The sequence below is a fragment of the Reinekea blandensis MED297 genome, assembly GCF_000153185.1.
Classification (GTDB): Bacteria; Pseudomonadota; Gammaproteobacteria; order Pseudomonadales; family Natronospirillaceae; genus Reinekea; species Reinekea blandensis.
This window is the reverse complement of the sequence record NZ_CH724152.1, coordinates 403,998-426,797: the sequence shown is the minus strand read 5'-3', so window position 1 is coordinate 426,797 and position 22,800 is coordinate 403,998. Positions and strand designations below refer to the sequence as shown.

Here is a 22,800-nt window from a genome sequence, read left to right as displayed (position 1 = left end):
ACCGCGATATGATGAGGAACGTCGCCGCGTTGGTCAGTTTACTGAAACCCTGCAGGAGCAATTGAACGGCTGGAGCACCCTCAAGGAACTGAAACGACTGGGCGCCGCTCAGACCAAAGTCAAACAGCAGGTAGATGGCATCTACGATGCCGCCATGTCGACCACGCGTGCACGCAATGTCTTACGGCCCGCGGTGATTTTCGGGCAGAGCCTGTCCATGCTGCTGACGTTGGGGCTCGGTTATCTGTGGTTCCAACAAGGCGCCCTGACACTGGGCCTGTTGACGGCCGCCGCCCTCTATCAGTTACGCTTGATTGACCCCATCAGCACTTTGCTCGAACTGCTGGACAATCTGCAGTCCGCTTCGGCTGCTTATCGTCGCGTCTTGGGCGTTGAGCCGATGGCGGTTTATACCCGCCCGAGTCATCTGACCCCGAGTGATACGGCGCTTAAGTTGAACCATCTCTGTTTTCGATACGGCCCCGAGGAGGACTGGACATTGTTCGACCTTACACTCACGGTGCCGCCTGGCGAACACCTGGCCATCGTCGGTCCAAGCGGTGCGGGGAAAACCACACTGGGTAAACTGCTGGCGGGCATACATATACCGACCTCCGGACAGCTCCGCTTAGGCGGAGTGGACGTTGCCGAGTTATTGGCCAGCTTGCCCGACCGGATAACGTTATTGACTCAGGAGACCCACGTCTTTTCCGGCCCCCTGGCGGACGATCTGCGGCTGTCAGCTCCTGAAACATCCGATGAGCAACTGCAACACGCCCTGATTCAGACCGGCGCCTGGCCTTGGGTACAGGCCTTGCCGGACAAGCTTCAGGAGCCGGTCGGTGCCGGGTTCCGAACCCTCACCCCGGCTCAGGAACAACAATTAGCACTCACACGACTGCTGCTGAAAGATCCGGACATTGTCATTCTCGATGAAGCCATGGCCAGTCTGAATCCGACACAATCCGGCATCATGGAGCGACAACTGGATAACCTGCTTAAAGGCCGCACCGTCATCGCCATTACACACCGCCTAGACAGTGCCCGACGCGCCGACCGGATTGCCGTCCTGGTCGATGGCCGACTCAATCAACTGGGCGATCACGACGCTCTGCTCCAAGTAGACGGACCTTACCGGCGTCTTTGGCAGCAACATGAAGGCCAATAATGACCGACAGTATTTTCCGTCATTTTCTCGTGAACAAGCCACCTAACGGTCACTGACCGCGATACTCAGGCTTTCGGCGGTGGCAACTCATTGAAGCAGGGCAAGTCCATGTCCTGGTCGAACCAATCGGCCTTAGACGCCCAATGAATGTTCTGAGTCGGGCCGCTGGGCAATGGGTCGTCCAGTGTCCCCGCCGGAACCACCACGCTGCGACCGCCCTGCACCATCCAGGGCAAGGTACTGCCACATTGCCGACAAAAAGCGGTGGCAAAGTATTTAGCCTCCGCGACTTCATACCGGCCCACCTGGTCAGCCCCCTGCAACCATTGAAACTGATCCGGTTTAACAATCATGTTCGGGCTGAAAGCACTGCCGGTCAGTTTCCGGCATCGCGAACAGTGACAGTTTTGAAACAGATGCGCGGGCGGTGTTACCTGGTAAGACACCGCACCGCATAAACAGGACCCTTTCATCGTTGTTTTCTCCTGAATTGCGAGGGTTCAGCATAATGACCGGCGCCGTTTCGGTCACTCTACCATTGGTCGCATAGGGTCGGTCCCAGCGGTTCGCTGGTCTGTCTTGAACAGTCATGGTATAAATTCGCGCCCATTAACTCAGTTATCGTTGAACCACTCGTACAGGAACTGACTGTGACCGTTTCTATTGACCAGGCAGCAACGCTGCTGAACCCTTCGTTGAGGGCGTTGGCGCCCCGATTGGTCAGCTACCAATGCGAGTTGCGGACACTGATCGATGCCATTGAAGCCGACCAGACCTGTGCCCGGACGTTGATCCGCTACGCCGATAAACGTCAGAACGATCCGGAAAACGCCACCGGCACGGTCCATCAGGCCGTGGTGTATCTGGGGCTGATTGAAGTAAAACAGTTTTTGTTTGCCTATCTGCTTTTGAGTCGCAAACACGATCGCAGCGCTCAGGTGCGATTGTTAATCCGGGCTCGCCTGACCGCAGACTTTTTCCGCACCACCGGTCCTCTCAATAAGGATCTGGCCTTTCTCGGTGCCCTGCTCAGCGGCCGGAACCAGCTTGCGCTGGAAAAACCCGATGCCGTCTTTACCCTGTTCCAACCCAAAAAAGAGAGTCGTGACGCATTACGGACGTACGGATACGGACTGCGCGAGGCCATTCGTCAAGCCATTCAGGTGGAGCAACAGGGTCACCAACGCCAACCTCAGTCCGAGGCGACTGAAACGCTTTATCAGGACGCCCTGTACTGGGCCAATACGCTGCTGCGCGCCCTTCGCTAAACCGTCGAATCGACCCCTGACCTGAAAAAGTCGTTGAAACCTCCTATGCTGAAGCGACACCATTCTGCACGGGAGGAAACTCATGTCCGAACCCATCATCGCTAATAATCGCCCCGCCAAAGTGAGCTTGACCGAAGGCGAAGAATACTGGTTCTGTGCCTGCGGCCGCTCGCAGAACCAACCGTTCTGCGATGGCTCACACAAAGGTACCGGGTTTAAACCGATCGGGTTTACCGCGGAAGAAACCGGGGACGCCTACCTGTGCCAATGCAAACAATCCGCCGACAAGCCCTTTTGCGACGGTACCCACAAAAATTTTTCCAATGACCAGGTCGGGCAACCGGCGCCCGTAAGCACCGATACCGCGGCGGACAAATCACCCAGTGCCGAACCCACAGCCGAAGAACCCACCGTTGCCTGGATTCATGACCTGGCTAAACAAGGCCTGGCCGGCATGGGCAGTCACGGCGCCATGACGGCCATGGGTGTCCCGCGCCAGCAACTGCCCGATTGGAACGACATTCAGATTATGACGGCCCAACTGGCCACACAGCCGCAACTGGACGATGTCGACGTGGCCAGTGAGTTGATCATCGGTCCTAACGCGCGCAAGCCGTTGAAATTGTCCATGCCGTTACTGGTGTCCGACATGAGTTTCGGTGCCCTGTCGGAGGAAGCGAAAACTGCCATGGCGCGCGGTGCAGACCAAGCCGGAACCGGCATCTGTTCCGGAGAGGGCGGCATGTTGCCCGAAGAGCAGGCCGAAAACCGACGCTATTTTTATGAATACGCCAGCGCTGGTTTTGGTTACAGTGACGACAAGCTCGATAAGGTTCAGGCGTTTCATTTTAAAGGCGGTCAGGGCGCTAAAACCGGCACCGGAGGGCACCTGCCAGCCAATAAGGTCACCGACAAGATTGCTGAAGTCCGCGGGTTGAAGGCGGGTGAAGACGCCATTTCACCGGCGACATTCAAGGACCTGCACACACCGCAAGACTTTCACGCCTTCGCCGATCGGGTACGCGAACGTACCGGCGGCATTCCCATTGGCTTTAAACTCAGCGCGAACCACATTGAAAAAGACATTCAGTTTGCGCTGGATGCCAGTGCCGATTATCTCATACTCGACGGTCGCGGTGGTGGCACCGGTGCTGCGCCGGAACTGTTCCGGGATCACATCAGTGTACCAACTATTCCCGCCCTGGCCCGCGCCCGTCGCTACCTTGACCAGCAAGGGGCCAGTGGTCGCGTAACCTTGATCATCACCGGCGGGTTGCGTACGCCAGCCGACTTTGTCAAAGCGCTGGCTCTCGGGGCCGATGGCATTGCCGTTGCCAACAGCGCCATGCAGGCCATCGGTTGCGTCGCCGCACGCATGTGCAATACCAACAACTGTCCGGCGGGCATCGCCACGCAAAAACCGGAACTGCGCAAACGACTGGACGTCGCCTCGTCGGCCGAACGCCTGAGCACCTTTTTAACAAGCAGTAATGAGCTGATGAAAGTGATGGCCCGCGCCTGCGGACATACCGAACTGTCGCAACTGACCCGCGACGATCTGGCGACCTGGAAGCGCGACATGGCGCAGCTCTCTGGCGTTGCCTATGCCGGCTATGAACGGCTGTCTTTCGACTGAGTCAGACAGGCCAACAACTCATTCTCAAACGCCGGGTCGAGGTGATCGGCAATCACTTCAACCCGGCTCTCCAAACTCCTATTCACGCGCGTGAGCTGCAAACCGTCTTCGGTTTTGTTCATGCCGACCGCGCCCTGATTGGTCAGAAACACTGCCTTCAATCTTGTGACATCCACCTGTTCAACAAGCTGCTGTGCCCGCTCGTAATCGAACAGCCGCTCCGGGGAAAACCGCCACCCCTGACTGACATAGCCTTCGCCTTCGTTTACCGCCCGGATGATCCCTGACGCGGGGAAGGGCGGCTCCCCAACCAACGAGGTTTGCACTTCATGGGCATGATGATGAATAGGGTGTGAATGCTGAGACGATGCAGACGCACCATTGAGTCGATCCAGATCCAGCCGACCAAACTCCGTAAACGCCACTTCCGTGTCCGGGCGCGCCCGATCCGCAACATAGGCCCTTAACCGTTCGCGATCCTCAGGTAGATACTGATCCACCTTGTTACCCACAACGATGTCCGCAATGGCAATCTGCTGATTAAACGTCTCGTGGCGGGTATAGCGCTCATCCGACAGTTTGCGAGCGTCCACCAGTGTGACCACTCGCTGAACCGCCAACACCGATTGATAGTGCTCACTGGTCAGAACATCGAGCACTTCTCTGGGGTGACCAAGGCCGGTCGGTTCAATCAATAACCGATCCGGCCTGGCCTGCTTCAGCAACTCGTTCAGTGCCACCTGCATGGGAACACCCGCCGCGCAACACATACACCCCCCCGGAACTTCGCGAATAAAAACGCCCGACTCGCTCGTTGATTGCGCCGTCAGTAACGCTCCGTCTATGCCGATTTCGCCAAACTCATTGACCAGAACCGCCCAGCGTTCCTGCTCCGGTTTATTGCGTAACAGATGCAACACCGCCGAGGTTTTTCCCACACCGAGAAATCCGGTGATCAAATAGGTCGGAACGGAGTTTATCGTGTGTGAATCAGCCAATACTGATGCCTCTTTAGTGGTGAAGATGAACTGGGTTAGATCGGATAAAGTTTAACACTTCTCTTTTCGCTGACCATTCGATATCCGACCACTCGTTAAGTTCAATCGGGCAACGGTGTTTACCATCCATGCTGCCAAGAGTTGCGTGAGGTGGAATCACATAAGACGCGAAGTAACACGGTAAGATGAAAAAAAGAAACGGGCGGTCATAACGACCGCCCGTGTTGCGTTTCAAACAATCGACGTATGAACTACTGCGGGCAGTAGAACGTCACTTCGTATTTCAGTGCGGTATCAGCCGGACAGGTCGACAACCCATAACCATCGTCATACGCATAGGCGTAGGTCTCGCAATGCCGATGGATCATCTCTTTGTATTGCGTGTACTCTGCCGGGCCAGAGCTGCACCGCGTTGGCGACACCGGCGGCGTCGGACAGGTGTACATAACAGCTTCGGCATCGGTTGGGTGATAGGTCGGGGTGCCATCAGGCCAGTGATTGTAAGTCAGACGTCCTGCCGGTGAGTAACAGCCGGCAACCTGTCCGGTATTCGGATTGATCAACTGCATGTTTACGTTCGCCAGGTGCGGGAACTGACCATTGGTGCTCAGGTTTTCGGCCGTCGGGCATTCCGAAACACTCAACGTTGAACAATCGATGACACCACCAGCTGGTCCTCCCGGTCCGGCGTTACCAGGGTCATTGACCGGGCAATAGCCTTCCACTTCAACTTTAATCGGGGTGGTAAAGCCATCGACCATACTGGAGTTCCACCAATCCAAGCGCCCCAGTTTGTTCGAAGGATCGGACGGGTTGGCATGGCACTCCGCTTCATTCACACCGGGAATACACCCGAAGGAGGCTTCAAACTTGGAGTCGATCGGCGGTGAACAGCCTTCCGGTGGACAGGTAAAGCCCAGATCCGGCGGTCCACCGCTGGCCCCCACTCGGCAGTTGTGACCGTCTGCATCACAGCCAAAGCCAGGCCAGAAACGCATCGAAGGCAATCCACGGTCGGGGATGCTGTAGGAGTATGACTGGCCAGGTTCAATCCGTTTTCGGTTCGGTCCGTCAAAGGTAACGGTCGGTGCGGTTTGCCATTGCACCCACAGTGGTTCATTACAGGCATTGGTGATTTTCAAACGATCGTGACGGCCATTCGCGGTACCCGGTTCACCCGGTGTTGAAACGTCCGATTTACGAATGACCACGGACGAAGTTTTATCGTTGAAGCCATTGTCGACCAGACAGTCGTCCGACGCTTTCACCGTGACCGAGTTGCCGGTGAAGTCGGCGTTGTCATAGAGAACCGCTTCAAAACCCGTATCCAACTGAATGGAGGAAGCATCGTTATTCACCAAGCCACGAGCCTGAAGATCACCCAAAGAATAGGACCCGACCGGCAAATCAATCGACCAGCCGGTGAAACTGCAATGCTGCTTGATGGAAGCCACGTTATTACCTGAGCTTACCGGCACCACTTCAATCCAGTTCAGGTTCCAGTCTCCCGTGGTGGCAAAAACTCCGAGATCGTAATTACCGGCACCGATTTCTACGGTTTTGGTCAGGGTTTGCCAGTTTTGCCATCCTCCGGTATTGGGCACCTCAAACTGAGCCAACACCACGGACCCGCCGTTTAAATCGGTCGACAGCTGTCCACCCACGCCGCTGGCGACACGCACACTGACGTTATAGCGCCCGGAAACGGGAATATTCAGATTATTGAACACCAGCCACTCGGACGCAGCGACCCAACCGACATTGTAGCCACCGCCATTATCGGTGGTCGCTTCAATATCCACATCCTCGCTACGATAAACACCCCCGGTATTTCCGGGCGTGGTATCAAAATAAACATTGTAATCTTCTGCTTGAAACACCGTGGCAGAAGCCATTCCGGAAGCCAAAATAAATCCACCGACACTGACCAGCGTGCCCAGTTGTTTTTGTGCTTCCGAGATTGACCGCCCCAGGTTCGATAAACCTGTTTTCATCACTCGACCTCATATTAGGGCCAGTTAACACGGCCCTAGGTTCATTATTTGATCGCCCGATTCGACAACTCCTGCGCGAAAATGAAACTTGCAACACTGAGATCAAGCGAACGTTCAACAGACAGAATCAGCACAATCGGATGCGTTCGTACTTTTTTATTAAGAAAGACCGGTTCTATTCAACTGCATGGTCTGGCGTCGGAGGGAAAGCATTCGAACTTTGCCAAACCAATTGAGGTCACCGTCTTAAAAAAAGCAGACACTGATTTGTGCAATGACTCTAGTGCTCTTTAACAGCGAATGCGCAGTGTTATGACATAAAGCCTGATCGCAAAAGTTGTTGCCAAGCACCTGAAAAACAATACCAATGGTGTCTTAAAAAAAATGAGAAGTAGGCCTATAAATCCTCTGAATGAAGGGCGACAGGTCCGGTTTTTTATCGGTAAATGAACGACGCATTGCATTGGTCTTATACTCGAAACCAATTGCATCACTCTGTTGGTTAATCGGACACGCGCGATCAATAATAAGACATCAACGCGAAGGCAAAAAACGCCTGACGTGGTCAGGCGTTGATGTCCTCAATAATCGATTTACTCACTCAAAGCCGACACGATCGTCGCCCAAGAGACGAGTTTAAAGTTTTGATTCTCAGTCTCATATCGCTCATCAATGTTATACCAGTCCTGCGCAATGAAGATGCCATCGGGATACTGTTCGCTGATGTAACCGGTAACCAGCTCAATGCCATCGGTATCGCTGGCACCATCAACCGAACCGTTTTCGATGAGCGCAAAATGTCCGATCGGTGCATAGTCCGCCGCAATGTCATAAACCGCATAGGTGTTGTTGCCCTGACTGGATGCAATCAGCCAATGCTGATGCTCGTTGTTCACCAGCGTCAAGCCCTCAACATCGGCGACCAGGTATTCACCATCAATCGCTATGATTTTCTCGCCGCTAACAGAGCCGTCCGCGCGCGCATCGAATACCCAGATCCCTTCATCTTCTTCACCCAAATACAAGGTACCGGTGCGATCATCGACCACACAGCCTTCCGGCTGAGATGGCACGTTTAAGGTACGTACTCGTTGCGCAACTACCGCGGCACCCTGAACATCAATTTGCCACTGCTCCACACGACCACTTTTACCATTCGCGTAGGCGTACAATTGATCGTCGACGATGCCCATACAGAACCCATATACTTCGTTCAACTCGGTTTTGGCTTCATGAGCGTCGTTGTGGACAAACGGTCCGGTCACTGGCAAAGGGTGAAGCGGTGTGTCCGTGTTTGCAGCCTGCACTTCGTAAAACGCGAGGGTATTCAACTCACGATTGGTTGCGCCGGCGATGACCCGCATTCCTTTTGCCGTCAGAACCGTGCGCAAATCGACATTGTTCGGTTCACCGCCTTCCAGATACTGTAATTCGTCACCTGTCAGGCTGTACGCCATCAAACCACCCTGTTTATTGGTACCGAGAATCACAGAGTGTTCCGGTGCCTCCGGATTCAGCCAAAAGGCAGCGTCGTCAGCAGCGTCGCCATCGTCATCAACGCTGTCGGTTTCACCTGTCACCCGAACCAGAGTGACATCGCCGACCGATACCTCCCATGGAGATACGATGGTTTTTAGTAAATCCGGAGTATTTAATGCCAGGCTTACCTGAGCATTGGACACCCACTGATACACAGGTTCTTCGAGCTCAGTATTGCCCAACCAAAGTCCGCCATTAGCTGCACTGACCAGCTTCACTTCATCAAAACCCTCGACACTCAAGGCCCCAATGAAGCTCGTGTCCGCATTCGTTTGCAGGGCGACCAATCCGGCGCCTTCATCCGCGACCCAAAGAACACTGTTGCCTTCCTCTTGCAGCGTTAGGTCCATATCTTCAATTTCAATAAGATGTCCCAACGGGGCAACCGTCTCTAGTAGCCGTCGATCTTTTACGTTTTCCACATCAGCGCCATAGACCCAGACACCGACGTTCTGTTCCGCGATGTACAGCTTGGCGTCCCGGCTATCGATGACGCAGGAACTCAACTCACCACCAACGTTGAATTCTCGCACGGGTTTGGGTGTTCCTTCTTTTGTTAGGACCGAACTGATGACCTGGCCATTGCGAACGATAAGTTTAAACTGGGCGACGTCACCGGCTTCGGAAATGGCGGTTACAGTGGCCGACTGCGTGGTCGGATTTTTATAGAAACAGACACCGGACGGCGCAAACGGTAATGGCCAATCGCCTGCAGCCTGAAGCATCTCATCAGCGGCAGGATTAAAGCGATAAAAGCTCAGCGCTTCAGCATCCTCCTGAGCGAAAACCAACACATCAGACCCGGCCAGGTCGTAAACCAGATCGGCTGACAGTGCTTCATCGTCCGCACTCGCCACTTCACGGCCCTGCTCATCGTAAACCAATACGCCATCACCTTCGGCCGTGACAATCAGATAGTGGCCAGCGTGCTGTTCAGACTGCCAAACCACACCATCCGCGATGTCATCATAACTGCTGTCAGTCTGTACGGTTGAGACACTCAGTTTATTGTTGGGGTTTTCACTGATGGTCATGCTTTGACAGCCGAGTAACAGACCAGTCGCGATGGGTAACACGAAACTCAATTTATTCATACGGTGATCTCCGTTGAGGGGTAAGTACGGGATCGCCAACCTAATGAGGCTTTATGACAATCCTGTGGCCTGTCATGAGCGCACAGGGAATGAGGGGCAAAGTCGCGGTCTTTTTTTGCACAAAAATCCATCGTCTGAGCCAATTTAACTCTGTGTTTATCGATCAAACCCGCAACAATCCCTTTAAACTATCGCCAATCGTTTTTCCAAAGCACATTAACGGCTTCTTAGGTGAGCTGATCTGACTTTTTTGACGACTTTGCACAATGGCGTCATCGGCTTGCAACAGAGGGGATCTATAACAACCATCAGTTTTTTAGTAAGTACTGAGTCATGCATTGGATTATTCAAAAGCTCATTCGCCTCAAACCCTGGCGATACATGATTGTCGGCACCGTTTGCCTGCTCATTTACCAGTGGCTCATCGCCTATCAGCTGGGTCATGTCAAACCTGTTCACGATATCAGCGTCCTGGATGTCCTTGGCGAATCTAGCCTGGTGTTGTTTATTGCCGTTTGGTTTCTAGTCATCCTGCAGGTACGGCAGAATAACGCGACGACCTGTTGGCTCGCCGCCGGGTTCATTGGAATGCTGATCAGCGGAATGCAGGATGTCATTGATGAAATCATCCGGTTTCCGGAGGACGCTTGGTTGGATGCCTGGCTTGAATCCTTTCCTTTGGGCGTGTTGTGCTTGACCGTGGGTTTGTTTTTATGGAGTCGAGAACAAAGCCTGATTAATCTATTAATGCAACGGCGATCCCTGATGTTTCAAAAATCAATGACCGTCGATTTGCAGACTTGCCTGCCCTATGCCTGGGAACTGCCAACCCGATTGAATGCATCGCCAGATCCAGTGTGTCTGTTGCAATTTCAATGGCTCGACTATGAACATTGGAGCCGGTCACAATCCACTCAGCAAACGACCGATCTGCGCCTTCGGTGGACAGAGTTGCTGTTGTTGAACTCGCGCGAAGGAGAAACCCTGTTTCGCATCAGCGATGATGGTTTGGGACTGTTAATCACCAACCTATCGAGCACCAATGTCAGTGCCGAAGTGAAGCGGTTTCAACAGGTACTGACGTCCACGCGCTGGCCACTCAGCTCCAAGGGTAACGAACCTCGTTTTAAACTGCAGGGGAGCGTTTTTGCCAGCACCGACGAAGCCATTCAGTCGCTGTCGTTGTCACCTGACCGCGCTCACCTTGCGACCTCGGCAAGTCATGGGTGATCGCTGGATCGAACAGGACGATCGCATCCTCACGTTCCAACAGGGCGCTGCGTTTATCATCGACGATGGACGCCAACGTGGTCGGGCAGCCGATGAGTTATTGCGCGGAACACCGCTGTTCTATCGTGAGCTGATTCAGGGCCAGAAACTGAGTCCCGCCGATCTCTACACGGTGATTGCCAACAGCCATCAACTGGCACAACCGGATGCGCCCTTCAGTATCGGGCGACAATTGCTGCCGGGTCATGACCCCGTGCTCAGTCAACTGTTGTCGCAAGCACCGACACTCGGCGACAGCCTGCATCACTTCATCACTCACCAGCACAACTGGCTGCCATTAACAGACATACAGATGGTGGAAACGCCAGCACGACTGCGCTTGTACTTTCACGACCGGTTTAATCTGTTTAACCATCGCAATGTCGCGCTGTGGTTATGGCTGATCAATTACAGCGTCATGGCATTGGTGTCCTTCTACCAATGGCAGTTGAATCAGTCACTGCCGTGGACCTTAGCGTTACCCGGCAAAGCCCCCAAACATCTCCTGGCGTTTCAACAGAATCTGGGGTTTGTGCCGGCTTTTAAGGCCCATTGCACCTCGTTGGCGATTCCGTCAGCAATGTTGTCATGCCCGTTAACGCAGCGCTCCGAGAGTCTTTATCAAAGCGCCTTGATCCACGCTTCAGAGCGGGCGGTTAGTCCCAGTTCTCTGATCGACAGAGTTCGGCAGGAACTGAGAGTCAACCTGCAACAGCCACCCAAGCTTTCCGAGGTCGCTCAACAGTTTCAGATCAGCCCTGCGACCCTGAAGCGTAAATTGAAGAAACATCGCACCAGCTACCAACATCTGGTCGATGAATGCCGGTTGTACAAGGCCGTTGAGCTGATGGAGGATCGGCACTACTCAAGCGCAGACGTCGCAGCCTACTTTGACATCCCCGACCGCAGTAATTTTCGTCGGTCCTGGAAACGCTGGTTTGCGCAGGTGCCAACCTGACCTACCGTTCAATGGTTTCCTGAAGCGTTTCAAAGTGCTCGACAATACTGGTGCCGGCTTCGGGTTCTGAAAACCAAGCGACATGAAACATGGCATCGCCTTCTTGCACCAAGGGAATGTTTTGTTTGCCAATGACAATGCCGGCGCGTGACGCATTGACGGTACCGATCACCCGACCAAACGGATCGCCGATTTCCGCCAGGGCTTCGCCCTTTTCTACCCAGTCACCGAGTTTCTTGCGATCACGGACAATGCCACTGGCACTGGCACGCGACCAGGTGCTGTTGTTCGCAATATAAGGCGTTACTTTTTCACGTCGGCGCTTGCGTCGCACCATGCCAAGGTGAGAAAGAACATTCGTGACGCCGCGCACGCCGGCCCGGATGGACAGCTCATCAAAGCGCAGCGCCTGCCCCGCTTCGTAAAGTAAAATACGGCAGCCGGCTTCCACCGCGGCCTGACGCAGCGATCCATCCCGGATGTTGGCATTCAAGAGCACCGGCACACCAAACTCACGCGCCAGCGCCAGGGTGGACTCATCGCCCAAGTCCGCGCGAATCTGAGGAAGGTTAGAGCGATGAATCGCCCCGGTGTGCAGATCGATCCCATAGTCACAATGCCGCACGATCTCATCGAGAAAAATGTCGGCCACGCGAGCGGCCAACGAACCTTTATCCGATCCGGGGAAACTGCGGTTTAAGTCGCGCCTGTCCGGCATATACCGACTCTGGCTCAATACCCCATAAACATTCACCATCGGCACCAGAATCAGTGTGCCATAGGAAATTTTGAGGCTTTTCTGTTGGATCAGACGACGGACAACTTCAATGCCATTGAGTTCGTCTCCATGGACCGCCGCCGAGACAAACACGGTCGGGCCGTCCTTCCGGCCGCGAATGATGTGCACCGGAATACAGACGTCGGTATCGGTGTAGAGCTTCGCAACCGGCAGCTCAAGCTGCAGCGTTTGTCCCGGCCGAACACTCTGCCCTGCTATGACCATGGACCCCTTCCCCTTTTGGATTCAAACGTCGATTGCTGAGTTATAACCCAATGTCAGAATAAATCAAACGCAAAAGCCGAATCGGCTATAAGCCCCATAAATTTACGTTTGCAGAGATAAAAATGCTTGCCCGGAAATGCGGAGCACGCTATATAGCCTGTCCGCCTTCGCACACGTCGTGAAAGGTTTTATCACAGAGAAACCCCTGCCTATGATTACATCGTTACCGCTCTCGTCATCCAACGACGGGTTCGACGATGAAGCGTTGTTCGCGCGCATTGCCGACGACTTGACCCATCGCGGTTTCAGCATTCAACCCAACGCCTTACCCTTGGCCATGGCCGACGAGTTGCTGCTCGACCTGCATCAAACGCGAGACGATGAGTTCCAACGCGCCGGTATTGGTCGCAAGGACGATTACCTGACCAACGACTTCGTCCGCACAGACACCATCTGCTGGATTCGAGGCGAGTCACAGGCGGCACAAACCTGGCTGAATTGGACAGGGCGTCTGCAGCGCTACCTGAACCAACGTCTGTTCATGGGGCTATTTTCGTTTGAAAGTCACTATGCGCACTATCGACCCGGCGATTTTTACAAGCGCCATATGGACGCCTTTCGTGGCGAGGCGAATCGGATCTTAACCGTCGTGACTTATCTGAATCCGGATTGGCATATCGATGACGGCGGTGAAATGGTTCTGTACCAGAGCGAGACGGACATCGAGGGCATCCAGGTCACACCGGGATTCGGTACGCTGGCAATTTTTCTCAGTGAAGAGTTTCCGCATGAGGTGCGTCCGGCCAAACGGGATCGTTACTCCATTGCCGGCTGGTATCGCGTCAACACCAGCCTCAATGGTCGCATCGACCCGCCCCGTTAATCGGGCTAATGATAGTTGGGTACCCGGTGCGGGCCGGCTAACCAGGCTAAAAGATCGGTCTGCAGCGTCGCGATGCCACCGGGGTAAGCCTGATTGAAAAACGCCAGTGTCTCGGACGGTGGCGTATCGTCGCATTTCTCCGCACTGACCAATGTCAGATACTGTTCCATGATGGCCCGGTGCTCAGACTGCATCAGGAAATACACCAACGCCCAGGACCCTGCGTAATAGGCCGCCCCCTGCGGTCCCTGCCAGTGCTGGTACTGAGCCACCAGTAAGTCTTCAACGCTCAACACCTGACCGGAATATCGGAACCAGCCCAACCACTGCTCTGAAACGACCACCTGCTTGCTCTGGCCACTGACCGTCAGCTTTTCGAAATAACTGGCCATGCCTTCTACCAGCCAGGCGGGCAACATGCCCATGTTGCGAACCTGAAACACATGAGTGGCCTCATGTAACGCAATCTCTCGGGTCAGGTCCGGGTTCTGGCTGTGCCAGACGGCCACACTGTTGTCGAGTGCCGAATAGAACCCGACCGTCTGGGGTGAGAGCGCAGGCGCCTTTTGCCGTTGATAAGACCGGAAACCCGAACGTGACACAAAGACGTGCATTTGCACGTCGGACTTGGTCATCTGACCTTTGGGCACCAATCGAGCCATCGCCTGCGCAATGGCCCGACCGTTCACTTCCAGAGAATTGGCCAGCTCAGGTTGAGTCGGACCGTCGGCAAACTCAATGGTCAGATCAAAGTAATCTCTCTGACCGGTCAGCGTTTCGACCTGGGCGTCGACCGCTTGCGGAGGCCGATCACCAAAATGGACCTGACCGTTTTCGTCGGTCCAGCTGAAGACCTGAGTCGTCTGACGCCTCACAGGTTCGGTGTTGGCTGCACAGATTTCAGCCATCAGTTGTTCATAGACAGCATCGGTCAAAGGTCCTTCATCGGCGCTCACAAGACTGCACCAGCTCATGAGACCAATCAAAAAATACCGGGTTTGCATGTTCATCCTTAACATTCCGGGTGGCTTGAGGTATCCGGCAGTATGCCACAACCGCCGTTGCGTCACAGTCGTCTCAGGATTCGCCCACAGGAAGCAGCGACAAGACCCGATCAGTGATTTGCTCAACCGACAAATCCTGTCCCTGTTCAATCCACCATTCCAGCACCGAAAACAAACCACCGGTAAAGTAGGCAAACATGGTTTCCGCCTGCGACCGGGTAAACTGAGTATTCAACTCCGGTTTATGTTCGTAAAACTCAAACTGAATTTGCAGGTAATACGCTTTCACCAGATCGATAAGATGGTTGTGCTGGTACATTTCAAAATCGTCATGCCAACGCTGCCAGGTCGCAAAGAACACCCGGATTACCTCACGCGCGGCTAACTCTGAACGACCCACAGGAACCTGTTGAAGTGCCAGTGCCACCGGCTCCAACTGCATCGCGATATGACGGGCAAGCACATCGGTTTTATCAGCAAAGTGCGCGTAAAAAGTGGGCCGGCTGACGCCTGCCCGCTGGCAAATCTGAGCGACGCGGATCTTGTTAAATGAGGATTCCTGCAATAGGTTCAGCATGGCCGATTCAATCAACTCAACGCTACGCCGTGATGTTCGGTTTAAAGACTTCATATGCCGTCACCCTCTCGTCTGAGCTCCCAAAACCCTTTACACATTGGGGCTTTTGTCAGTGTTTTTACTTTGCTGTCGATAGTTTATAGAGTCTTAACAGAATTATCGTCCAACACTGGCGAAAGGCTTCAGAACGTCTTTCACCACTCGATAAACGTTTTGACATTCTGCCCCGGGGTTAGCAAATCAGACCGCTGAACAACGTCGGTGTCTGTGCCGTCCGGAGTGGGGTACGTCGCTTTTTTGTCATGACTGGAGTCCACTATGAACATTGCATCCAAAACCCTGATCGTTACCGGCGCCGGCAACGGTATCGGCCGGGAACTGACCCTTCAACTGTTGGCGCTCGGTGCCCGGGTCGCCGGCCTGGACATCAATGAAGAAGCACTGGCGGAAACCCGCCGCCTGGCAGGAGAGCAGGCCGATGGGCTGAGCACACATACGGTTAATATTGCTGATAAAGACGCCGTCATTGCGGTTGTGGATGAGATTCGCCAACAGCATGGTCAAATCGACGGCATCATCAACAACGCCGGTATCATTCAACCGTTCATCCGCGTAAAAAACCTGGATCAGGCAACCATTGAACGCGTGATGAATATTAACTTTTACGGGCCGTTGAACCTGATACAGGCCACCTTGCCCGACTTACTGGAGCGGCCGCAGGCACACATTCTGAACGTCAGCTCGATGGGCGGCTTCTTTCCAGTACCGGGCCAGGTGGTTTACGGTGCCAGCAAGGCCGCACTGAAGTTATTGACCGAAGGTCTGTATGCAGAGTTGGTGGATACCAACGTCGGTGTAACGGTCGTTTTTCCGGGTGCGATCATGACCAACATCACCGAAAACTCGGGCGTGAAACGTGACGGTGAAGACGCCGCGAACCCGCCGAAAGGCGCACCCAAAGGCACTATGCCAGCCGACGCCGCCCGACAGATGATCGAGGCGATTGAATCCAACCGGCCGCGCGTATTCATCGGCAAGGATTCACGTTTCATGGATCGGTTCTACCGACTGGCCCCGGTTCGGGCGACCCGCTTTATGCAGAAACAAATGCAGAAATTCATCAAGCTCGATTAGCAGACTTCTTAAACAGGCTGCTACGCAACGCGGGGATCACTGTCCCCGCTGTTTTTCCTCTCGTAAGCGATCCCGATAGCGGGTTCGGGCCAGTTCCTGAAGGTCTTCTACGGTGTCCCTCTCATCAACAATTTCCCGGCCCAACAGCGTCTCGATAGCGTCCTCCAGGGACACCACACCTACCGTCTGCCCGAACTCATCTTCGACCAGAAACAGGTGGGCTTTCTGCCGGATGAACAAGTCAATAAGGCTCTGCACGGGCAACTTTTCCGACACACGGAAGAGACCTTTCACCAGATCGCCAATGCGTTGATCGCCGTGCCCGTTTCGCTCGGCTTCAAACAAATCCGCGCGAATGACTTTACCAACGATGTCATCAATATCGGTGCGGTAAACCGGTATGCGGGTAAACTGAGCGGTTTGCGAGGCATTCAGTGCTTCGGTCACGGTTAAATCGGCTTGCAGCATGTGCACCACAGAACGCGGTGTCAGAATCTGTTCGGTTTTCACATCCCGCAGACTGAGCAGGTTATGCAGATAGGTGTTTTCCTGCCGGAACAGCGTCCCGTCTTTATGGCCGAGTGACGCCAGGGCAATGATTTCTTCGCGGGTGATTTCATTCTGCTCGCTTTTACCAAACAGCTTCGTTAACCGGGTTGCGGTCCAGACCAAGGGATACACCAACTTGGTCAACCAGCCGATGATCAGTGCCGCTGTAGGTGCCAGGCCGCGCCAGTAGGTCGCACCCAGCGTTTTCGGAATAATCTCGGAAAAATAGAGAATGACCAATGTCAGCACGACAGCAATCAGCGTTTCCCACTCCGGACCAAACACCTGAAGCGCCTGCGAGCCCACCCCGGCGGCACCCATGGTGTGCGCAAAGGTATTTAGGATCAGGATACTTGAGAGACTTTCATCGAGACGCTGCTTCACCAGAACCAGACGTTTCGCCTTGGCTGGTTGGTCGGTCTTGAGTGACTCGACATAGCTGGGCGTCACCGACAGCAAAACCGCTTCTAAGATTGAACACAAGAAAGACACGCCGATAGCAATGGCAAGGTAAAGAAACAGCAAGCTCATTCTGAGTTTCCATTGAGAATCTGGTTCTACTTTACGGATTGCCAGGCGCGAATGCACCTTTTCCGGATCAAGGCTTCGTAAAAACCAGCCGTGGTCGAACGCGAGTCAGAACCCCCGCCAACGTCTCCTGTGCCACCCAACAACGCTGAAACCTTGACAGCCTACCTTGGGTCTAGCAGCCTGTTAGGGCCTGATCAATGGAGATACGGCATGCCAAGCCAGCCGAGCGCCACGCACAAAGACACACACCTGATCATCGGTGCAGGCATCATCGGCCTGATGACTGCACTGCATCTGCAACAGGCCGGACGCGACGTTCACCTCGTTGACCGGACCCTGCCCGGCGATGTTGACCAGGCCTCCTATGGCAATGCCGGTGTGCTGTCGTTTGCCTCTTATCGTCCGGTCGCAGAACCGGGCATCTGGAAAGAAGGCCTGCACGGTCTGTTTGATCCAAATTCGGTGCTTAAGCTGAACTGGCGCTACCTGCCAACTGCGGCACCCTGGTTGTGGGCATTCCTGAAAGAGTCTCATCCAACTCGTGCGGATGCCAATGCCAGAGCCACCCTGTCACTGAATGGTCACGCCAAAAAAAGCTGGCAGGCAGTGGTCAGGCAACACCGCCTGAACGATCTGGTTGAACCCACGGGCTGGCTTAAATTGTTCGAGAGCGACGCGGCTTTTAACGGACAGATGGCGCAAACAGCCGCACTCGATGAGGCGGGTCTTGGCTGGCAAAGCCTGACCGGGGATGAAGTCCGCGATCTGGAACCTGCCGTTGGAACCCGAATTAAACATGGTTTTTTACAAACCGACTCGCTTCGGGTTCGTCAGCCTCATCATCTCCTTAATCGGTTGGCCGAGCATCTGCGAACAAACGGAGCCACATTTCACCGGGCCCAGGTTCAGAGTTTGCAAGCAGGCGAACATGGCGTCACCGTACAGACGGATCAAGGCTCCTTGTCTCATGCGCAGGTATGTCTGTGTGCCGGCGCTTATTCACAGCGCCTGCTGGCAACGCTGGGGGAACAGGTGCCACTGGAAACCGAGCGCGGCTACCACCTGATGATGCCGGTCACGGATGCACTGACGCGTCCGATCATGCATGTCGAAGAGCAGTTTGTTGTCTCGCCAATGGCCGAAGGTCTGCGGATGACCACCGGCGAAGAATTTGCCGGGCTCGATGCACCGCCCGATTACCGACTGATCCAACGTAAACACAAGCGCCTTAACAATCTGTTACCGGGTCTCGACCTCACACCATCACATCATTGGCTCGGGTTTCGACCGTCGTTTCCGGATTCCAAGCCCATCATTGCCCGACATCCGACCTTACCCGGACTTGCCATGGCGTTTGGTCACGGTCATCTGGGCATGACCCAAAGCGCCGCCACCGGTGTGCTCTTAAGCGAACTCGTTTTGGATCAGAGACCGTCCGTCGACCTGTCGCCATTTCGTTTCGACCGTTTCGCTTAAGCCTTCCACGCGAGGGCAACCTTTTCCAGTTTTGGTCAATCATCTGCCGTTTTGGTCATAGATTAACCGCCATTGCGCGGTTTTCGCCTTGATAGACTCCATGGCTCGTGCTCGATCGATACCGACGCACTCAATCATCAGACTCTTCTGACAACGATAATAATGGAGCAGTTATGAACCATCACATCAGCTTATTAGGGGCGGCGATTCTGCTATCCAGCGCCGCCTCGACCAACGCGCTGGACTATAACGACCCCTACTGGGCCAACCCAAACATCAACACCGATTTCGTCGATCACTTCGACAGCCCCACGCTGAATCGCAATGTGTGGAAAGTCGAGTCCGACATTTTCGTTAATGGCGAAGACATTGATTACCAGGATGTTGAATACCCCAGCCCGGACTGGACCATTCGCAGCGGCCAACCCGACATCGGAGCGCTCGATGGGGCCGCGCTGAATCTCAAAGCCCGGTTCATGGATGGCGAGATACAGGACCTCTACAACAAAGACGGCAAACCGCTGTTCATTCGTTCCGGACGCATAGAATCTCAGATCACCGACGACACCACCTTCACCTACGGCAAATTTGAAGCCCGCCTTAAGATGCCGCCGGCACGTCATGCGGAATTTCCGGCGTGGTGGCTGCTGGGCAATTACCCGGACGTCGGCTGGACCGCCTGTCAGGAACTGGACATCGTCGAGTTTACCGGCGCCAACCCGGACCTGCTGCCACAAACCTTTTGGACCGCACCCTATACCGTTCATGGCGGCGTTGGACTGTCGTATCAGAACCTGGGCATTCCCTATCCAAGCAACAGCTACAACACCTACGGCGTGATCAAAACGCCAGACAAAGTTGAGTGGTACGTCAACGGTCAGCTGACCCAAACCTTTTCCCGTGACAACCAGGGCGACGATCAGCCATGGCCGTACGTAACCCCTATGCGCATGATTCTGAACCACGCCATCAGTCATGTGGAATGGCCGGATGTGGGCCACTACCTGAAGTGGTCGACGGACCCGAACGTCGCCAACGCTACGGGCAGCTCTTATGTCGATGAACAGGGCATCCGCCAGTACGAGTACATCGATGTCGATGGCATGGCTGCCAACATAGGTCGCGAAGGCACCGACTTCCTGGTGGATTATGTCGCCCATTGGCCGTTACCGGATAGCGAACCCACGGCCAAGTATGTCGACAATTCAAAGTACAGTTTCTTCCGCGACAGCAACAACACCCGTGGCTTCTACAACCTGCGCGGCTGGCTGGCCCCTGTCTCGGTCACCGGTGATGCCTGGGAAGACAATGGTTATCCCGACGACTATCGCAGTAACGGGCCGGACAATGCCGCCGATGGCTATGTCGGCTCAAAATGGTCCACCCCCGCCGACGATGAGCTGCATTGGATCGACATCGATTACGGTGCTAACAAAAACATCGATTACCTGTGGATTGAATGGGGTTGGAACCTTCCCGCCGCTTATGACATTTACGGCAAAACCGACGGCGGTGATTGGGAGCTGGTCACCACCCGAGAACAGTCAGCAGCGATCTGGTCAACACACACCATGACCATCAATAAAACCTACCGACATCTGAAGCTGGTCACCAAAGGGCGTATCGACAAAGCCAACCCGATTTGGCTACTGGAGTTCAAAGCCTTCGAAGATGTTCCCGACCAGTACCCAATGCCCGCCGGGACCGTCGAGCAGGATCCGAATACCACCGTACTGAACAACGGCGACTTCAGCGACGCCCTGCAAAGCTGGAATACCGAAAGCTTCAACGGCGCGGACCCGGTATTCACCGCCGACAACGGCGCGTTAACAATGACATTGACCGACGCTGGTGCCGATGAAGGTTCCGTACAACTCCACCAAAACGGCTTTACGCTGGAGCGAGACTACCGCTATGAACTCAGTTTCGACGCACACGCCAGTGCCAATCGCGACCTGGTGGTGCGCGTCTCGCAAGACGACCTCAACCCCTCACCGGCGATGACGTCGCTGAAAGAAACCCTCAGTCTGAGCACAACACCGCAAACCTATCAGTTTGTTTTCGATTACGCCGGCATGAACAGCAGTGGTCGGCTGGCGTTTCTGATGGGCAACTTAGGCACCGAAGGGCTGACCCTTGATAACGTCGTCCTGCGACGAACCGACTATCTGGGCACCGGTGAACCGTTGGTTGCCGCCATGGATGCGACCAATCTCGTCAGCGTCAGTGATGGCTGGGAAACCGACTGGTGGGGCGTCGCCAGCCGTGCCGTAGATGGCTCTCTCGACACTCGCGCCAGCGGCAATGACGGTCAATCTGAGGGCCAGGATTTGTCGGTTTCGGTTCGCATTCCCGAATTCTTTGAAGTGAAAGAAGTCTTAATCGCCGGTGACAACTCACCTGAGCGCAGCCTGGATCAGTTCAAAGTCAACTTCGGCGACGGTCAAACCTTAATGGATTGGACCCCCAGCTCCACCGACGGGGTGTACGAATCTTTTAATCAGTTCCAGCAAACGCCGCCAATGGGTGAACGGGATTTTGAGTTTTTCTTCCGGCCACCGGCAGGCGGTCTTGTTGAAGTCACCGATGTCCAGCTGATGGCCATCGACCACAAGCCCTACCGTATCTATGTGTTACCGCTCGACGGCAACGGCCGTGTGACACCGGCCAGTGGCGTGCGTTATTCCAATAGTCAAGACGACAGCGCAACCTATACGTTCACACCGGCCGAGGGAGAATCGATTGCGGACGTTTTGATTGATGGTGTGTCCGTCGGAGCGGTCGACCAATACACCTTCAACAACATCGACGCCAACCATACCATTGCCATCAGCTTTACCAGCGGCAATGGTCCCACCGATCCGAACCCAACGAACGTGGCACCTGGCGCGACCGTGACGACCTCGTCAGCGATTCAACCGGTCACGTTGATCAACGACACCGATCCGGCCACACGCTGGGAGTCGGCATTTGATGTGGCCACCGCTGAGGTGGTTTTGGACTTCGGCCATGCCATGTCCCTGAGCCACAGTGAGTTGCATTGGGAAGCGGCCAACGCGGCTGAGTATCGGGTGCAGGGTTCCGCAGATGGCCAAACCTGGACCACGCTCTATACACACCGCGACGGGGCTTTTGGCGCCCGTACCGATGCGTTCCCGCTTTCCGGTCAGTACCGGTATCTGAAACTGAGCAACGACCAGCGCAGCGACGGAAACCTGTGGGGCTACTCCGTCTATGAATGGGAAGTCTATGGTGAGCCGGCCGATGGTTCGACACCTGACCCCGTCGAAGCCCCGCTCATGTTCACCAGTGCCAGTGCATCCACGTCATTACAGACCGCCGACTTTGCTATCGACAACAACGGTGGCACACGCTGGGAAAGCACTCATCAGAATGATGGCCAATGGTTCCAGGTGGATTTAGGTGCGGTTAAAACGCTGATGTCATTGAGTATCGATTGGGAAGCGGCCAACGCGGCTCAGTATGAAGTACTGGTCTCCACCGACGGTGTTAACTGGAACCTGAGCGCGTTAAAAAACGGTGGCCAGTTCGGTAACAGGAGTGATCAGTTCAAACTGGATGAACAGGCACGCTATGTACGCCTGAACCTGCTTCAACGCAGTGACGGAAACCTGTGGGGCTATTCAATTTTTGAAATCAGCGCGACGGGCTTTTAACGCCTTACCCTCTGAACGGAACCCATTTCGGGTTCCGGTTTT

17 protein-coding genes are annotated in these 22,800 nt (G+C 54.6%); 9 read left to right on the top strand and 8 right to left on the bottom strand.

Annotation, left to right across the window (positions count from 1 at the left end; translation table 11 throughout):
* Positions 1-1,168: ABC transporter ATP-binding protein (locus MED297_RS13580; RefSeq protein ID WP_008045845.1), on the top strand; the 1,168-nt coding region annotated here is incomplete at its 5' end.
* A 65-nt stretch (positions 1,169-1,233) separates the two neighbouring features.
* On the opposite strand, the gene MED297_RS13575 is transcribed toward MED297_RS13580, so the two are convergent.
* Positions 1,234-1,641, bottom strand: a complete 408-nt coding sequence (locus tag MED297_RS13575; protein ID WP_008045844.1) for a GFA family protein — start codon at positions 1,639-1,641, stop codon at positions 1,234-1,236.
* A 177-nt stretch (positions 1,642-1,818) separates the two neighbouring features.
* On the opposite strand from MED297_RS13575, the gene MED297_RS13570 reads away from it, so the two are divergent.
* Entirely contained in the window at positions 1,819-2,436 is a 618-nt protein-coding gene (locus MED297_RS13570) for a YuxH family protein (protein ID WP_008045842.1), read from the top strand.
* An 82-nt stretch (positions 2,437-2,518) separates the two neighbouring features.
* On the top strand, positions 2,519-4,072 hold the full coding sequence (locus tag MED297_RS13565) for a glutamate synthase-related protein (RefSeq protein ID WP_008045841.1): 1,554 nt from the start codon (positions 2,519-2,521) through the stop codon (positions 4,070-4,072).
* Here the strand turns inward: MED297_RS13565 and MED297_RS13560 are convergent.
* The 3 genes from MED297_RS13560 to MED297_RS13550 form a co-directional block, all read right to left on the bottom strand.
* On the bottom strand, positions 4,048-5,070 hold the full coding sequence (locus MED297_RS13560; RefSeq protein WP_008045840.1) for a CobW family GTP-binding protein: 1,023 nt from the start codon (positions 5,068-5,070) through the stop codon (positions 4,048-4,050). The two genes, MED297_RS13565 and MED297_RS13560, sit on opposite strands and share 25 nt — an antisense overlap.
* Before the next feature lie 251 nt (positions 5,071-5,321).
* Positions 5,322-7,064 carry a carbohydrate-binding protein gene (locus MED297_RS13555; RefSeq protein ID WP_008045839.1) on the bottom strand — a complete coding sequence of 581 codons (1,743 nt, stop codon included), beginning with the start codon at positions 7,062-7,064 and terminating at the stop codon, positions 5,322-5,324.
* A 593-nt stretch (positions 7,065-7,657) separates the two neighbouring features.
* The gene (locus MED297_RS13550) at positions 7,658-9,697 is read right to left on the bottom strand and encodes a phytase (RefSeq protein ID WP_008045837.1); all 2,040 of its coding nucleotides are present in this window, start codon (positions 9,695-9,697) and stop codon (positions 7,658-7,660) included.
* 333 nt (positions 9,698-10,030) lie between these two features.
* Between MED297_RS13550 and MED297_RS21400 the strand changes: the two genes are divergently transcribed.
* Complete coding sequence (locus MED297_RS21400) at positions 10,031-10,927, top strand: hypothetical protein (RefSeq protein WP_008045836.1); 897 nt, start codon at positions 10,031-10,033, stop codon at positions 10,925-10,927.
* Positions 10,920-11,924: a helix-turn-helix domain-containing protein gene (locus MED297_RS13535; protein ID WP_008045835.1), complete on the top strand. Its 1,005-nt coding sequence runs from the start codon at positions 10,920-10,922 to the stop codon at positions 11,922-11,924. The genes MED297_RS21400 and MED297_RS13535 overlap by 8 nt, the downstream gene beginning before the upstream one ends.
* Before the next feature lies 1 nt (position 11,925).
* Here the strand turns inward: MED297_RS13535 and MED297_RS13530 are convergent, their stop codons facing one another.
* Positions 11,926-12,927, bottom strand: coding sequence for a succinylglutamate desuccinylase/aspartoacylase family protein (locus tag MED297_RS13530; protein ID WP_008045834.1), 1,002 nt, complete (start codon positions 12,925-12,927; stop codon positions 11,926-11,928).
* A gap of 211 nt (positions 12,928-13,138) precedes the next feature.
* Between MED297_RS13530 and MED297_RS13525 the strand changes: the two genes are divergently transcribed.
* A complete protein-coding gene (locus MED297_RS13525) occupies positions 13,139-13,810 on the top strand; it encodes a 2OG-Fe(II) oxygenase (RefSeq protein ID WP_008045833.1) in 672 nt (223 codons plus the stop codon).
* Between the two features lie 5 nt (positions 13,811-13,815).
* Here MED297_RS13525 and MED297_RS13520 read toward each other — a convergent pair whose 3' ends face one another.
* A complete protein-coding gene (locus tag MED297_RS13520) occupies positions 13,816-14,820 on the bottom strand; it encodes a DUF4124 domain-containing protein (RefSeq protein ID WP_008045832.1) in 1,005 nt (334 codons plus the stop codon).
* Between the two features lie 67 nt (positions 14,821-14,887).
* Complete coding sequence (locus MED297_RS21395; RefSeq protein ID WP_008045830.1) at positions 14,888-15,445, bottom strand: TetR/AcrR family transcriptional regulator; 558 nt, start codon at positions 15,443-15,445, stop codon at positions 14,888-14,890.
* 264 nt (positions 15,446-15,709) lie between these two features.
* Here MED297_RS21395 and MED297_RS13510 point away from each other — a divergent pair, with 264 nt between their 5' ends.
* Positions 15,710-16,525 carry an SDR family NAD(P)-dependent oxidoreductase gene (locus MED297_RS13510; RefSeq protein WP_008045828.1) on the top strand — a complete coding sequence of 272 codons (816 nt, stop codon included), beginning with the start codon at positions 15,710-15,712 and terminating at the stop codon, positions 16,523-16,525.
* Between the two features lie 36 nt (positions 16,526-16,561).
* Here the strand turns inward: MED297_RS13510 and MED297_RS13505 are convergent, their stop codons facing one another.
* Positions 16,562-17,605 carry a CNNM domain-containing protein gene (locus tag MED297_RS13505; protein ID WP_008045825.1) on the bottom strand — a complete coding sequence of 348 codons (1,044 nt, stop codon included), beginning with the start codon at positions 17,603-17,605 and terminating at the stop codon, positions 16,562-16,564.
* Positions 17,606-17,815: 210 nt separating this feature from the next.
* Here MED297_RS13505 and MED297_RS13500 point away from each other — a divergent pair, with 210 nt between their 5' ends.
* Both MED297_RS13500 and MED297_RS13495 read left to right on the top strand, forming a co-directional pair.
* Positions 17,816-19,081, top strand: a complete 1,266-nt coding sequence (locus MED297_RS13500) for an NAD(P)/FAD-dependent oxidoreductase (protein WP_008045820.1) — start codon at positions 17,816-17,818, stop codon at positions 19,079-19,081.
* Positions 19,082-19,254: 173 nt separating this feature from the next.
* Entirely contained in the window at positions 19,255-22,758 is a 3,504-nt protein-coding gene (locus tag MED297_RS13495) for a discoidin domain-containing protein (RefSeq protein WP_008045816.1), read from the top strand.
* Positions 22,759-22,800 lie beyond the last annotated feature (42 nt).